9 protein-coding genes, 2 tRNA genes and 1 pseudogene are annotated in these 15,239 nt (G+C 67.6%); 4 read left to right on the top strand and 8 right to left on the bottom strand.

Annotation, left to right across the window (positions count from 1 at the left end; all coding sequences use genetic code 11):
- The first annotated feature begins 13 nt into the window (after nucleotides 1-13).
- The 4 genes and pseudogenes from BLU09_RS22180 to BLU09_RS40110 all read left to right on the top strand — a co-directional run.
- The gene (locus tag BLU09_RS22180) at nucleotides 14-1,372 is read left to right on the top strand and encodes a TIGR02678 family protein (RefSeq protein WP_244171939.1); all 1,359 of its coding nucleotides are present in this window, start codon (nucleotides 14-16) and stop codon (nucleotides 1,370-1,372) included.
- Nucleotides 1,365-5,543 carry an SbcC/MukB-like Walker B domain-containing protein gene (locus BLU09_RS22175; protein WP_090491498.1) on the top strand — a complete coding sequence of 1,393 codons (4,179 nt, stop codon included), beginning with the start codon at nucleotides 1,365-1,367 and terminating at the stop codon, nucleotides 5,541-5,543. Before BLU09_RS22180 ends, BLU09_RS22175 begins: the two co-directional genes overlap by 8 nt.
- Nucleotides 5,540-6,844 (top strand): TIGR02679 domain-containing protein, encoded by a 1,305-nt coding sequence (locus tag BLU09_RS40115; RefSeq protein WP_090491497.1) that lies wholly within the window; start codon nucleotides 5,540-5,542, stop codon nucleotides 6,842-6,844. The genes BLU09_RS22175 and BLU09_RS40115 overlap by 4 nt, the downstream gene beginning before the upstream one ends.
- 196 nt (nucleotides 6,845-7,040) lie before the next feature.
- A pseudogene (locus tag BLU09_RS40110) lies at nucleotides 7,041-7,811 on the top strand (tyrosine-type recombinase/integrase); the annotation flags it as partial.
- 198 nt (nucleotides 7,812-8,009) lie between these two features.
- On the opposite strand, the gene BLU09_RS22150 reads toward BLU09_RS40110, so the two are convergent.
- The 8 genes from BLU09_RS22150 to BLU09_RS22115 form a co-directional block, all read right to left on the bottom strand.
- A tRNA-Pro gene (locus tag BLU09_RS22150) sits at nucleotides 8,010-8,086 on the bottom strand.
- An 88-nt stretch (nucleotides 8,087-8,174) separates the two neighbouring features.
- On the bottom strand, nucleotides 8,175-8,564 hold the full coding sequence (locus BLU09_RS22145) for an integration host factor subunit alpha (protein WP_002639669.1): 390 nt from the start codon (nucleotides 8,562-8,564) through the stop codon (nucleotides 8,175-8,177).
- A gap of 90 nt (nucleotides 8,565-8,654) precedes the next feature.
- The gene (gene pheT / locus BLU09_RS22140; RefSeq protein ID WP_186817664.1) at nucleotides 8,655-11,069 is read right to left on the bottom strand and encodes a phenylalanine--tRNA ligase subunit beta; all 2,415 of its coding nucleotides are present in this window, start codon (nucleotides 11,067-11,069) and stop codon (nucleotides 8,655-8,657) included.
- Between the two features lie 61 nt (nucleotides 11,070-11,130).
- Nucleotides 11,131-12,180: a phenylalanine--tRNA ligase subunit alpha gene (pheS, locus tag BLU09_RS22135; protein WP_011553619.1), complete on the bottom strand. Its 1,050-nt coding sequence runs from the start codon at nucleotides 12,178-12,180 to the stop codon at nucleotides 11,131-11,133.
- 160 nt (nucleotides 12,181-12,340) lie between these two features.
- Nucleotides 12,341-12,688, bottom strand: coding sequence for a 50S ribosomal protein L20 (rplT, locus tag BLU09_RS22130; protein WP_011553618.1), 348 nt, complete (start codon nucleotides 12,686-12,688; stop codon nucleotides 12,341-12,343).
- A 99-nt stretch (nucleotides 12,689-12,787) separates the two neighbouring features.
- Nucleotides 12,788-12,994, bottom strand: a complete 207-nt coding sequence (gene rpmI, locus BLU09_RS22125; protein ID WP_011553617.1) for a 50S ribosomal protein L35 — start codon at nucleotides 12,992-12,994, stop codon at nucleotides 12,788-12,790.
- Nucleotides 12,995-13,161: 167 nt separating this feature from the next.
- The gene (thrS, locus tag BLU09_RS22120) at nucleotides 13,162-15,090 is read right to left on the bottom strand and encodes a threonine--tRNA ligase (RefSeq protein WP_090491494.1); all 1,929 of its coding nucleotides are present in this window, start codon (nucleotides 15,088-15,090) and stop codon (nucleotides 13,162-13,164) included.
- Between the two features lie 73 nt (nucleotides 15,091-15,163).
- Nucleotides 15,164-15,235 (bottom strand) — tRNA-Val (locus BLU09_RS22115).
- Between the last annotated feature and the right edge of the window lie 4 nt (nucleotides 15,236-15,239).

Raw genomic sequence — 15,239 nt, 5'->3', positions numbered from 1 at the left:
GCCGGACGATGAAGTGGACAACCCGGACGAGCACATGCCCCCCGGCAATTCCCCGGACACCGAGGCCACCGGAGGCACACGGAGTGGCCGGAAGCGCTGGACCCCCGAGGCAGGCGAGGAAGCAGCGATGGTGCTCAGACGCCTCGCGGTGCAGCCTTGGCTAGTGACGGGCCGCGATGACGAGGTCATCGCCATGGTGCGCCGCAATCTATCCGCCGTGCGTGATGCGCTGTCTCGCCTTGGCTGGGTCCTGGTCGTCGAGCGGGACCTGGTGAGGTTGCGCAAGTCACCGCCCGTGCGCCGCGACGCCTGGGCGGCGAATGGATCGAAGCCGCTCGAGGCCTCGTGGTTCTTCTTGCTCGTGGCCGCGGCGGAGTCGATGACACCGCGGGTTGGGCTGGCGCAGCTCGTCGCCGGCGCCAGGGCTGCGGCCGCTGAAGCCACCCTGCCTGTCACCAACGACATGCTGGAGCGCCGAGCCATGGTCAAGGCGTTGCGCATGCTCGACGAGCGTGGCGTCGTGGAGCAGGTTGACGGCGAAGTCGATGGCTTTATTGAGGACGAGAACGCGCCGGTGCTCCTGGCAATCCATCACTCCCGGCTCGCCCACGTCATCTCCAACTTCGGGACGCTTGACCCTTCCGAGAATCCGGCGGCGTGGTTGGAGCAGGTGGAGCGCGAGCCCGACCCGGCGCGCCGCATGCGTCGCCGCCTCATCGACGACACCCTCGTACATGTGGTCGACCTTGATGAAGCAGAGGCGGATTGGCTTTCTCGCCGAGTTCGTGGCGATGACGGTGCGCCTCTGGCACAGGCATTCGGCTTGAGCCTGGAGCGCCGCACCGAGGGCGCCGCCCTGGTGGTACCAGATGACGCGTTCCGCCACCCTCGCGAGCTTGGTCCGCGCCACTTCCCCTCCGCGGGCACGGTGCCTCATGCCGCGCTCCTGCTCTGTGAGTACGCGGCAACTGCCGGTCTACTCGGCTCGGATGCGGATGGCCCGGGAATCGGCTGGCGCGGTTTGGCGCAAACGGATGTCATCGGTCACCTCACGGCACTGGCCGCTGAACACCCTGATGGAAAAGCCGGCTGGCGGCGCGAGCTTGCCGAGAATCCACCACTGCTCGCCGAAGAAGTGCGCGGGCTGCTCGTCGAGCTCGACCTGCTCCGCGTCCGAACCCGGGGCGATGGGTCGCGGACCTGGTGGTTCTCCCCCGCGACCGGGCGCTGGGCCTCCCCAACCCAGGCCATGCCGGCGGGCCCAAGCACGGACGTGGGTCCCAGGCCACAACGGCCGGGCCGAGCCCCCGCGAGCTCCGAGACACTCCCCTTCGACTTCGCCCTCACTCCACCTGGAGCCCCGCGTGAGTAACCCCCGCGCCAATATCGAGCTGGCCTTGATGGACCCACCCGCGCCCCAGGCCGGCTCGGCCGAGCGATTCGAGAAGCGTTGGCGGCTGGTCGGTGCGGGCCTGAGTAACGTATGGCGGTTCGGCGACTTGGAACTGCCGGCGGCGAGCGGACGGCTTTTGCTCCGGGGGCAGAATGGAACGGGCAAGACAACCGCGCTGGAGGCACTGTGGCCTTACCTGCTGGACCTGAATGCTGCCCGACTGGCAGCGGGCAAGGCCCGGTCGACCAGCTTGTCTTCGCTGATGAGAGAGGGCGCCTCTGGCAAACGGCGCCATGGCCATGCGTGGTTCACCGTGAGTGGTCCTGGTGAGGGGACCTGGTCCTTCGGCGTGCGGCTCCAGTACTCAGAAGGCGCGTCGCCGCCGGTCAAGGTCCTCCCGTTCGCAGTGCCAGGACGGCCCCTGCATGAGCTGAAGCTCCATGGGGCCGGACGCACGCCGCTGACCACGGAGCAGTTCCAGGAAGCGCTCACTCAGCTGGGGGGGCAGGTCTTCGAAAGGCCGCAGGACTACGTCGCTCATCTTGCGACCCGCCTTTTCACCACGCCAAACGCCAGCGAGTTGGAGACGCTGGGCGGACGGTTGCGGCAGATCCGAAATCCCTCCTTGCTCGGGGAGGTCTCTCCTCAGGGGGCTGCCGATGCGCTGCGGGAGTCGCTGCCAGGAGTCTCCGAGGATGTCATCATCGCCACGGCGGAAGCGCTCGCCGAGTCCGATGCCACCCGCGAAGCCTTCACGCGCGACAAGGAGGCCGCTGAGCTCCTGGAGAAGTTTCGAGACGACTGGTCTGCCCATGCCGCAGGGGTTGTCAGCAACTCGCACGCGAGCGCGAAGGCCGCGGCCCTCAATGTGCGCGAACGCCAGAAGGCTGTCGACGTCCGCGCCGCGGAGTTGAAAGCCGCGCAGGCAACTATCGTGGAGGCCAGAAAGAACCATGAAGACCTCGTCGCCGAGGTAACGAGGCTCGACGCCGAGCTCGCGGGTCTCCGGAATCTCCCGGCCTACAAGGAGGCCGGGCGACTTGGTGACCTGCAGAAGACCTACAACGCCCAACTGCATGCGGCGACCGCCAAGGCGGCGGTCATGTGCGAGACCGCTCGATCGGCGAAGGAGCGGGGAGAATCGCTGCGCCGCGAGCTCGACAACATCATCGAAGACCTCGACGATTGCATGCGCCAGGTGACGGAAGTGGACCCGTCGGCCGGCCCCCCCGGGTTGTTACTCTGGTGTACCACGCAGCCCCGCGCCCACCTCCGCGCAGGAGAAGTCAGCGCAGATCCTGGCCCTGAGCTGGTCCTTCACGGGACGCCCAAGGGGATGCACGACACGGCCCTGGCTTGGAGACAGCGCGCAGATGAGCACGCGCACCGTGCGGAGGCCGCTGCGCTCACGCTTGTCGACCACAAGCAAGTGGAGGCCATCGAGGCGCGTTCCGTCAAGGCAGCGCAGGCGGAGAAGGAAGCGACGGTCAGGGCCGACAGCGAGTCTGCCCGCGCGCGGCGGGCCGAGGGCACTGCAACGGACGAGGCGGGGAAACTCCTTGCGGCACTCTCATCATGGTTCCAGCTCAACCACCAACTCACCCAGCGAGGTGAAGGCGCCGAGGACGCGTGGACATCGAGGGACGTCACCGATTTGGCCGGGGCTGAGCCAGGCCAAGTGCTGGCCCGCGCGGACGCCTGGGCGGCCATGGCGCTGGTACGCGCTGCGAGCCAGGCCGCCAACCTGAGAAACCGTTCGGAACAGGCTCGGCAGACGGCCCAGATGCTCCGCGAAGAGGCGGGGCACCTCCAGGCCGAGGCGGCGGAGCTCCGGGCCGGTGGGCGACTGGCACTCCCCCGGCCTGGGTGGGCGGGCCCTGGTGACGATGGTATCGCGCTCGGCGCCGCACTCGATTGGCAATCGACGTTTGACGGCGCTCGCGACCGGGACCTCCTGGAGGCGGCACTCGCCGCGTCGGGATTACTGGGGGCGAGCCTGGGTGAGACCGGCGCGTCCACCCACTTATGGTGTGTGGATGCCCATGGCCCTGTGGTCAGTTCCAACCTTTCCGAAGCGCTCACGGTTGATGCCGAGCACTCCCTGGCATCGACTGCGACTGCAGTCCTGGCCCGCATCCGGCTTGCACCCAGCGCGCTCGATGTACCCTCCGATGAGGACACACCGGGTTTGATCGTCGGGAGGGATGGCACGTTCCGGACGGGGGGCCTGTCTGGCCGTGTCCCAGGGGCTATCGATCCTGCCCTGCTGCCGACCGCCTCTCATGTGGGAGCACGGCAGCGGCTCAACGCCGCGCTGCAGCGTGCCGAGCAACTCACCGAGCGCGCCAGCAAGCTGGAACAGGAGGCGAAGGAGCACGACGCCGAGGCAGTACGCTTGAGCAAGGAGGCCGAGGACGTCGCCGCACGCGGCCGCTCCTTTCCGTCTCGGGGAACACTTCAAAACGCGGAGGCATCGCGGGCCGAGGCGGCGCGCGCTGCTCGGGAAGCCCAGGATGCCGCTGAGGCCGCACGGACCCAAGCCGATCAGCGTCGGGCCGAAGCCCAACGCGCCCAGGCGGAATGGGTGGACCGCACACGCGCCCGAGGGCTGCCCATCGAGCTCCCTCAACTGATGAAGATGCGCGACCAGGGGAGCACCACTGCCGAGCAACTTCGGAGGGCAGCCAGGGCGCTTGCGGAGAGGCTTGCCATCCGGCTCGAACGAGTGCGTGTGGAACACGACCGACTGGAGACTACACGGACGCTGGAGCAAGTCGAAGCTGAGGCACGCGCTGCTCGCCAGATCGCCATGGAGACCGAGACCGAGCTGCGCGTCATCCATGAAACCTCTGGAGCAGAGATCGCCGACGTCCTCGCCCGGTATGATGCCGCCGAGAAGCTCGCCAAGGAGAAGAAGGCCGCAGTCGAGCCCGCCAGCAGTGCGCAGATTACCGCCGAGAGGGCCGAAGCCGCCGCGAGAGAGCGGCTTAAGACGGCGCAGGGAGAGCTTGAGGCGGCGAAACCCATGGAGGCGGAGCAACTGCGAGCGCTGCGAACCCTCCTGGAAGTGCCCGGAGTCGCGGACGCGGTCCTCGAGGGTGATCCACCTGCGGATGTCTTCCAACTGCTCGCCCAGCTTGAGGCAAGGCTCGCTAGCAAGAAGACGATTACCCGGAAGACGCTGCGGGAGCGAGCGGACGAGGCCCGCGCCAGACTCGCCGGTATCTGGTCTATCGACCCGGGCGAGGATCACGGTGAGCTCATCACGTACTCGCTCTCGCATCGAGATTCCCTCTTCACTCCACCCCAGGCCGCCGCCCATGCAACCAGCTTGAGGCAGCAAGCCGAAAAGGCGCTGGCTATCGCCGAGGAGAAGGCGCTGCGGGAGTTCGTCATCGGACGACTGCCTGGAGCCATCAGCACCGCATGGACACGGCTGCACGACTGGCTCGTGGAGGTGAACGGGAAGATGCGTTCGGCGGCCGCATCGTCGGGGGTCGGTGTGCAGGTACGCATGCCTCTGCGGGACGACCTCCCGCCCGCGTCCAGGACCGTTTACGAGCTGTCCTGCAAGGTGTCCGACGCGCAGCGATCCTCGGAGCAGCAGAAGCAGCTCCGCGAGGCGCTACAGGCGCTCCTGGCTGCAGCACCAGGAGATACCATGCAGTCACGCGTGGCCGCCGCCATTGATGTCCGCGAGTGGGTGGAGGTCCACTACGAGGTGACGCGGCCTGGGGGCAAGACCCAGCGGTGGAGTTCCAGAACGGGCCTCTCAGGAGGGGAGCGACGGCTGGTCGTGCTGGCCCCGATGCTGGCCGCCGTGGCTGCCGCATATGATCGCTTTGGTGAGAAGGCGCTGAGGCTGGTCGCGTTGGATGAGGTGCCCGCGGAGGTGGATGAGAACGGGCGGGAGGGTCTGGCTCGCTACATTGCCGAACTGGACCTGGACCTGGTCTGCACGAGCTACCTATGGGACGGCTGTCCCGGAGCGTGGGATGGAATCGATGCCTATGACCTGGAAGCGGCTCCGGACAGCACCGTGGTGGCTTTCCCAATGCTCATCCGCGGCCTGCTCCCACTCCCAGAGGTTCCGCCGCCGCCCGTGCACGAGGGCTCGCGCGAAAGCGGAGTTCCCGGAGAAGTCCGATGAGTATCGCGTGTCCGTTGTGTGACGGGGCATGCGCTGGCGCGGATCTCGGCCCTCTGCTCCACCCGAGACTCGTCTGGCTATGGGAACAGCTTGGCGATGCCGCGGACCGCCGGGGCGACGGGGAACTTGCGCGGGGGTCACTCACGATTCGAGCTCCCGAACCGGCGGAGGAGCGCGCGGCGGCGGGGGGCCTGCTCGGCGAGCATGTGCTGAAGGCGCACCAGTCCCGCCGCATCGACTTGGACCAACTCACGCAGAAGCTGCGCGTGCGCGGGCCGCGACTCACGCCCGGCGCCGTTGCCGCCCATGCCCTGCGCCGGCCACTGGCGGAGCGGGCCCGGAGCAGTGCCGAGCGTGAGGCTAGGGAGCAGCGGCTTCAGGTGATCCTGGCGAACAGACTTAGGACGTTGCCGGAGCGAACCCTCGCCCGTCCGGAGCCCGATACGATATGGCGCGCACTGCGGCGCACGGGATGGATTGCGCGGCTCCTCTCCTCCCAGGACCCTGAGTACTTGTTGCACACCGCATTGTCGGTCCTGGAGGCACTTCCCTCCCCGGGCATACGTGCGGACCGGCGACGCCTTGCCTCTGATACAACTGGGGACCCGCATGCACTTGATGACGGCACGACCCTAGGTGGCTTGGTCCTTGCCCTGCTCGTCGCGGCAGGCAATGTCCAGACCCGGCAACGTCCTCGCGCGGCCTGGGCAGAGGCTGGTGTGTATTGCGATGATGTCACCGGAGGCTTCATCGCTGTTGGCATTCTTCCCGTCGGCTGGACGGTGCCCCCGGGTACAGCGTTGACCCTACCTCCGCGCGTCCTGAATACCTGTCAGTGGCCCGCTCCTGACGCCGGCGGCTCCTGGGTCTTCGTTACCGAGAACCCATCTGTCGCGTCCGCGGCAGCGGACCTCTCAGCCGAGTACCCCCGCGTGCGCCTGCTCTGTACCTCCGGGACGCCATCTGACCGAGAAATTGCCTCTGTGGCGCGGCTCGCAGTTTCGGGCTGGCGGGTGGCCGTGCGTGCCGATTTCGACGAGGCGGGCCTGAGCCACGTCACCGCTTTGCTCCAGGGTGTCCCGGAGGCAGTGCCGTGGAGGATGGGGGCTGATGACTATCTTGAAAGCCTAGAGACCTTCCAGGGGCGAACCGGGAACCGCAACGTGGAAAGGGTGCCTGATTGCGCCTGGGACTCACGGCTAGCCGACGCAATAAGGAGAAAAAGCACAGCTGCTTTCGAAGAGTCGCTGCTCCCACGCCTGCTCGAAGACCTTCGCCGTGGAACGCCGGATCGTAGGTAGCCGGACGGATACGTAATCACGCCTATTCACGGACCTGGCGTACAGTCCATGTGCCCCGTCAGCGGCCCTTCTTGATCCCTACTGCATCAGCCCTCCCCTCAACAAGGTTACCACCATCATCGGCTTCGGCGAGAAGCACTTGCGCGATGAGCTGGGGCCGCTGCCTCTCAAGGACGTCACGCCGTCGCGCTTGGAGGTGCTGCTCAACGCGAAGACCGGAGAGCTATCTCCCGAGTCCCTCAACCACCTGCGCGCCCTCCTCCACCGCATCTTCGAACTCGCGCTGCGGCGCGGGCTCTTCACCGGCCTCAATCCCGCCAAGTCCGTCCCGCGCGTCAAGAAGCCGAAGAAGCTGCCGCGGTACCTCAAGGCCGAGGAGGTCCCGCTGATGCTGGCGGCCCTGGAGCGGCGCTGGCGTCCGCTGTTCGCCACGGCGGTCTACACCGGGATGCGCAAGGGCGAGCTGCTCGCGCTCCGCAAGTCGGACGTGGACCTCACGGCGGGCACCGTCGTGGTGGCCCGGTCGCACGCGAGCGACACGACGAAGGGCGGCCACGCGGACCTGCTTCCCGTCGCCGAGGGACTGGTGCCCTTCCGGCGCGAGGCCCTGGCCACATCCACCTTGGAGCTGCTGTTCCCCGCCGAGGACGGCTCACAGCGTCCCGCGGACACCGCGCTGCACAAGGTGCTGCGCCGGGCCCTGGGGCGCGCGGGGCTGGTGGAGGGCTACAACCACGTCTGCCGGCGCAAGAGCTGCGGCTACGCGGTGAAGAAGAGTCACGCCGTGCCTGAGCCCTGCCCTCGCTGCGGCATGAAGCTCTGGCCCCGGGCGCTCCCTCGCCCGCTGCGCTTCCACGACCTGCGGCACACGACCGCCACCCTGCTGCTCAAGGCGGGCGTCCCGCTGGCCACCGTGCAGCGCATCCTCCGCCACTCGGACCCGGCCATCACCTCGGAGATCTACGGCCACCTCGACGTGGAGGACATGCGCAAGGGACTCAACCTGCTCGTGTTCGGGACCGCAGTTCCGAGCCCCGCAGAGGCGCTGCTTGCTGCTGGCGCCGCCCCCGCTCCGCTTGCTGCTAGTTTGCTGCTGGAGTCCAGGAGCCCAAAAGGTGAAGGCCCTGGAATCCTCAGCTTTCGCCAAGAACTCCAGGGCCTTCGATGGTCGGGGCGACAGGATTTGAACCTGCGACCACTTGCACCCCAAGCAAGTGCGCTACCAGGCTGCGCTACGCCCCGGCACTGCTGCTGCCGTGAAAGGGTGCGCCCTTATGCCCCTACATGACGTTCAGGTCAAGCAAGAGAAGCAGGGCACCGTCCAAAAAACTCACCCTTCCATGTCCTCCATTCCCTCTTCGTCGAAGTCCTCGCCACGGGCCTCGGCCGCGTCGGCGGCGGCCTCCTCCCGGGCGTCGATCTCCGCGTGATCCTCGGGCGGCGCCTCACCGTTCAGGGCGCTCTTCAGCACCTGGCTCGGCCGAAAGGTCAGCACCCGGCGCGCCGAGATCTCGATCTCCTTGCCCGTCTGCGGGTTGCGGCCCACGCGCGCCTTCTTCTGGCGCACCTGGAAGTTGCCGAACCCGGAGATCTTGATCTTGTCCCCGCGCTCCAGGGTCTCCTTGAGCGTGTCGAACACGAGCTCCACGATTTCGGCCGACTCCTTCTTCGAGAAGCCGACCTTCTCGTAGACACCCTCGATGATGTCCGCCTTCGTCATGCGAATCCTCGGGAAGCCCTCGGGGCTGAACGCCGGGCACTGTTGCAGCCTTCCCAAAGACGTGTCAACCCTCTGACTTCATTCAGGAATTCAGGCGCGCAAGGCAGCCCCCAGCCGCTGCTTCACCTCATCCACGATGCGCTGATGCGCCTCGTTGACCTCCACATCGGTCAGCGTCCGCTCGGCCGAGCGGTAGCGCAGCGCGTACGCCAGGTTCTTCCGACCCTGGGGAATCTGCTCACCGGTGTACACGTCGAACACCTGAGCGTCCTCCACCAGCGGCTTGCCCACCTCCAGGATCACCCGGCGCACCTCGTCGTTGGGCAACTCCAGCGGCACCACCACCGCCAGGTCCCGCAGCACCGCCGGGAAACGCGGCAGCGACCGGTAAGCCGGCACCAGCTTCGAGGCCGCGTACAGCGGCTCCGTGTCCAACTCGAAGACGAACACCCCGTCCGGCAGGCCCAGCGCCTTCGCCACCCGGGGGTGCACCTCGCCCACGTGGCCCAGCACCGTGCCGTCCGCCGCCTTCACCTGCGCCACGGCCTTCGGGTGGTACGCCGCCGGCCCCGTGGGCACGTACGTCACGCCCTCGACGCGGAGTGCGCCCAGCAGCCCCTCCACCGCCGCCTTCGCGTCGTAGAAGTCCGCGCGGGCATCCTTGTGCGTCCAGCTCCGGCCACCACCGCGCAGGCCCCACACCAGACCCGCCACGCGAGGCACCTCGCGCGCCGCGGGACGCTGCCCCTGCCCGCCTTCCGCGTCCTGGAAATAGGCCCGGCCCGTCTCGTAGATGGCCACCGCCTCCACCTGGTGCCGCACGCTGCGGGACAGGTTCTCCAGCAGGCCCGGCAGCAGGCTGGTGCGCATCACCGACTGCTCCGTGCTCAACGGATTGAGCAGCGCCACCGGCTTCTCCGCTCCACCCAGCACCTCCAGGCTGCGCGGCGCGACGAACGAGTAGTTCACCACCTCGTCGAAGCCCGCCCCGGCCAGCGCCTGACACATGCGGCGCTCGGCCTCGGCATGCGCGGGCTCCGGAGCCAGCGTGGCCAGTCCCCGCGGCAGCGTCGCCGGAATGTTGTCGTAGCCGTAGATGCGCGCGACCTCCTCCAAGAGGTCCTCCTCGCGCTCCACGTCGACACGGGCCCGGGGCACCTCGTACGTCGCCTGCCCCGTCGCCTCCTCGACCGCCTTGAAGCCCAGGGCCTCCAGGATGCGGCGGACCTCCTTCTCCGCCACGGCCACGCCCAGCACCTGCTCCACCCGGGCGAAGCGCAGCGTCACCTTCCGAGGCGGCTTCGGCGCCGGGTACACGTCCACTCGGCCAGGAGCCACCGTGCCCCCCGCCAGCTCCGCAATGAGCTGCGCCGCCCGGTCAATGGCCGGCACCACGGCGTCCATGTCCGCCCCACGCTCGAAGCGGTGCGATGCCTCCGTGTGCAGCCCGTGCCGCTTCGACGAACGCCGCACCGTGGAACCCTGGAAGTTCGCCGACTCCAGCACCAGCCGCCGGGTGCCTTCGGTCACCTCGCTGTCGCCGCCGCCCATGACGCCGGCGATGGCCTGCGCCCGGTCCTTGTCCGCGATGACCAGGTCATCCACGTCCAGGACGCGGTCCTTGCCGTCCAGCGTCTTGAGCTTCTCGCCGCGCGTCGCCGTACGGACGACAAGCTCCTGACCGGCCAGCTTCTCCAGGTCGAAGGCGTGCAGCGGCTGCCCGTACTCCAGGTTCACGTAGTTGGTGACATCCACCACGTTGTTGATGGCGCGCACCCCGGCCGCCTTCAGCCGGTCCTGCATCCACTGCGGAGACGGGCCAATCTTCACGTTCTCCACCACGCGCGCCACGTAGCGCGGGCAGCGGTCCGGGGCCTCCACGCGCACCTTCACCTGCTCGGCGGCGGCCGTGCCCGACTCCGCGGGCTTCGGCTGGGGCACCTTCAGCGCGGAGCCCGTCACCACGCTCACCTCGCGCGCCACGCCCAGGTGGCTGAGCGCGTCCGGGCGGTTCGGCGTGACGTTCACCTCCAGCACCACGTCATCCAGCCCCACGGCCTCCGCGATGGGCGTGCCCACGCGCGTGTCCGCCGGCAGGATGAGCAGGCCGCTGGACTCCTCGCTCAGGCCCAGTTCCTTGGACGAGCAGAGCATGCCGAAGCTGTCCACGCCGCGCAGCGCCGCCTGCTTGATGTCCATGCCGTTGGGCAGCTTCGCGCCCACGGTGGCCAGCGGCACCTTGTCACCCACCTTGAAGTTCTTCGCGCCGCACACCACCTGGAGCAGCGCCGTCCCGCCGATGTCCACCTGCGTGACGGACAGCTTGTCCGCGTTGGGGTGCTGCACGGACTCCTTGATTTGCGCCACCACCACGCCGCGAAGGGCCTCCGCGGGGCGCTCCATTCCCTCAATCTCCAGGCCCGCGGCGGTCAGCTTGCGCGCCAGCTCGTCCTCGGACGGCGGCAGCGCCACGTAATCGCCCAGCCACTTCACCGAAATCTTCACAGGTCCACCCTCTTCTTCAATCGGCTGGAACACGGGGGCCCACCAGCGGCCCCCTGGAATCTCAGAACTGCTCGAGGAACCGCGCGTCGTTCTCGAACATCATCCGCAGGTCGTCGATGCGGTAGCGCAGCATGGCGATGCGCTCCACGCCCATGCCGAACGCGTAGCCCGTCACCTCGTTCGGGTCATACCCGGCGGAGGTGAAGACGTTGGGGTGCACCATGCCGCTGCCCAGCACCTCCAACCACCCCGTCTGCTTGCAGATGCGGCAGCCCTTGCCCGCGCAGTTCGTGCAGGTGATGTCCACCTCCGCGGAGGGCTCCGTGAAGGGGAAGAAGGACGGGCGGAAGCGCGTGCGCGTGTCCGAACCGAAGAACGCCGTCACGAACGCCGCCAACGAGCCCTTCAGCTCGGCGAACGTCACGCCCTTGTCCACCAGCAGGCCTTCCACCTGGTGGAACATCGGCGTGTGCGTGATGTCCGAGTCGCGCCGGTACACCCGGCCCGGCATCACCGCGCGGATGGGCGGCTTGCGGTTGAGCATGTACCGCACCTGCACCGGGGACGTGTGCGTGCGCAGCAGCGCGGAGCTGTCCGCCTTCTTCGCGTGGCCCAGCGTGGCCTCGTCCACGTAGAAGGTGTCCTGCATGTCCCGCGCGGGGTGGTCCTTCGGCAGGTTCAGCGCCTCGAAGTTGAAGTAGTCCAGCTCAATCTCCGGGCCGCTGGCCACGTCGAAGCCGAGCCGCGAGAAGGTCCGGACAATCTCCTCCATCGTCCGCGACACGGGGTGCCGGCTGCCCAGCGCCACGCCGCGTCCGGGCAGCGTCACGTCCAGGCCCGGGCCCTGAAGCTGGGCCTCCAGCGCGGCCGCCTCGGCGCGCTCCACGGCCTCGGCGAGCAGCTTCTCCAGCTCCGCCTTCACGCTGTTGGCCACCTCGCCCAGCGAGCGCCGCTCGTCCGGGGGCAGCTTGCCCATGCCGCCCAGCACGCCGGACAGCTCACCCTTCTTCCCCAGGTAGCGGACCCGCAGTGCTTCCACCGCGGACAGCTCCGACGCGCCGCCAATCTCCCGCCTCGCGGACTCCGCGAGCGCCAGCAACCGATCCCGCATGGACTTCCGCCTCCGTTCCAGTTCCCCGCGCGCCCTTGGCGCCGAGGCAAAAAAAAGGGCCGCCCCAGAGAGGCAGCCCGTTCAAACATCCGGACAGGGTGGCCAGCGTCAGCCCTCCACCCCACCCGTTCTGTCTCCAGCCTTGCGAGCTGGATGTGTCTCAGGCCGCCTTCGCGATGTTGGCGACGGCCGCAAAACCCGACGGATCCGCGATGGCCATGTCGGACAGAACCTTGCGGTCCAGGCCGATCTTCGCCTTCGCGAGGCCCGCGATCAGCTTCGAATAGGAGAGGCCCACCGTGCGGGCGGCCGCGTTGATGCGGACGATCCACAGGCGACGGAAGTCCCGCTTGCGCTGCATGCGGTCGCGGCTGGCGTAGTCCAGCGCCCGCTCAACCGCCTCGTTGGCGCGCTTGTAGCAGTTCTTCCGACGGCCGCGGTAACCCTTGGCCAGCTTCAAAATCCTATTACGACGACGACGGGCCTTGACACCCTTCTTCACGCGCATGACTGCCTCACTTCGGACTGCGTAGTTTGGAAGCCCCCCGGCGCAGGCTTACCGCCGCTCCGACGAGGCCACGTTGTCCCTGACTTCAGAACCGCGAAATCAGCCCCCGTAGGGGAACATCTCCTTGATGACCTTCTTCGCGTCCATGTCGCGAAGGTGGCCGGTCCCGCGGTTGCTGCGCTTGGACTTCGGCGTCTTCGAGAACGTGAAGAGGTGCTTCGCGAAGGCCTTGCCGTGCTTGACCTTGCCGCTCTTCTTCACGTCAAAGCGCTTCTTCGCGCTGCTGCGGGTCTTCAACTTCGGCATCGTCCTGATCCTTCCATGCCCCATGCCGTTGGACTTGAGCGGCAGGTGCGAGAACTCTCGAAAATCGGGGAACTTGGGCAGGCTCCCCTCGAAAGTGCGTCAAGATACTTAGGTGCAACAGGGAGTCAAGGCCCGTCAGCAAGCCGACAGGCGTCCTGACCTTCCGATCACGGCAGGGCCGCTTCCTTCGCCAGCAGGGCCTCGAAGTCCGTCACCTTCATCGTCTTGAGGTCCTCGCCGCCGTACCGCCGCGGCGACACGCCCTCGCCCGACACCTCGTTGTCGCCCACCACCAGGGTGAACGGCACCTTCTGGAGCTGGGCCTCGCGGATCTTCGCGTTCATCGACAGGCCGCGCTCGTCGAACTCCACCCGGTAGCCCTTCGCCCTCAAGGAGTCCCGAACCTTCCGGGCGTAGTCGTTCTGCCGGTCCGCCACCGTCACCAGCACCGCCTGGATGGGGGCCAGCCAGGCCGGGAAGGCGCCGGCGAAGTGCTCGATGAGGATGGCCGTGAAGCGCTCGAACGAGCCGAAGATGGCGCGGTGGAGCACCACGGGGCGGTGCTCGGCGTTGTCCTCGCCCACGTAGGTCAGGTCGAAGCGCTCGGGCGCCAGGTAGTCCAGCTGCATGGTGCCCAGCTGCCACCGGCGGCCGATGCTGTCCGACACCGCGAAGTCGATCTTCGGGCCGTAGAACGCGCCGTCCCCCGGGGCCAGCTCGTACTCGAGGCCCAGCGACTCCAGCGCGGCCTTGAGGCCGCCCTCGGCGCGATCCCACAGGGAGTCATCACCCAGGCGCTGCTCGGGCCGCGTGGACAGCTTCACCGCGTAGGTGAGGCCCACCGCCTTGTAGACGTGGTCCAGGAGCTTCACGAAGCGCCGCACCTCGTCGGTGATCTGCGCCTCCGTGCAGTAGATGTGCGCGTCGTCCTGCGCGAACTGGCGCACGCGCGTGAGGCCGCCCAGGGAGCCCGCCGCCTCGTTGCGGTGCAGCACGTCCTGCGTGTGGTAGCGCAGCGGCAGGTCGCGGTAGCTGTGCTTCTTGAAACCGTAGAACAGGTGGTGCGACGGGCAGTTCATCGGCTTGAGCGAGAAGTCGTGCTCCCCCGACTCGCTGTCGAGCACGAGGAACATGTTCTCCTTGTACTTGCCCCAATGGCCGCTGGTCTCCCACAGCCCCTTGTTGAACATCAGGGGCGTCTTGATCTCCACGTAGCCGTCGTTCTGCGTCAGCTGACGCATCCAGTTCGACAGCGTGGTGTAGAGCGTGGTGCCCTTCGGGGTCCAGAAGGCGGAGCCCGGCGAGTACGGGTGGAAGTGGAAGAGATCCAACTCCTTGCCCAGCTTGCGGTGGTCGCGCTTCTTCGACTCCTCGATGCGCGTCAGGTACTCCGCCAGCTGCTTCTTGTCGAAGAAGGCCGTGCCGTAGACGCGCTGGAGCATCGGGTTGCGGTGGTCACCCCGCCAGTACGCTCCACTGGAGGAGAGGATCTTGATGATGCCGATCTTCCCCGTGCTGGGCGCGTGGGGCCCCAGGCAGAAGTCCACCCAGTCACCGTGCGTGTAGAGCGTCAGCGTCTTGGCGCCCTTGGCCGCGATGTCCTTGACGATCTCCACCTTGAACGTCTCGCCCTTCTCCTCGAACAGGCGCACGGCCTCGTCCATGGAGATTTCGGTGCGGATGAAGGCCATGTCCCGCTTCAGCTCGGCGTTCGCCTCGGCCTCGATCTTCTCCAGGTCCTCGGGCGTGAAGGGCTTCTCGCGGAAGAAGTCGTAATAGAAGCCCTCCTCCGTCGCGGGACCGATGGTCACCTGCGTGCCCGGGAAGAGCTTCTGCACCGCGCTGGCCACCACGTGGGCGGCGTCGTGGCGGATCAACTCCAGGGACTCGGGGCTCTTGGGCGTGAAGATCTGCAGCTTCACGTCCTCATCCAGCTTGCGGGCCAGGTCCATGTCCTGGCCATTCACGCGCGCGAAGAGGGCGGCCTTCGCCAGGCCGGGGCCGATGCTCTCCCGCACGAAGTCCGCGATCGTGGTCCCCCGGGCCGTCTGCTTCTGCGAGCCGTCGGGGAGCGTCACCGTGATGATGTCGGACATGCGAACCTCGGAAAAAAAACGGGCGGCAGGCTCTTTTAAAGCCGTGCCGCCCGCTGAAGTCACTCTTTGATGATGGGTCGTAGTGGGATCGAACCACTGACCCCTACCGTGTCAAGGTAGTGCTCTACCGCTGAGCTAACGACCCGTTG

It is taken from the genome of Myxococcus virescens, from assembly GCF_900101905.1.
In the GTDB taxonomy this organism is placed as follows: Bacteria; Myxococcota; Myxococcia; order Myxococcales; family Myxococcaceae; genus Myxococcus; species Myxococcus virescens.
This window is presented reverse-complemented; position numbering and strand designations above follow the sequence as displayed.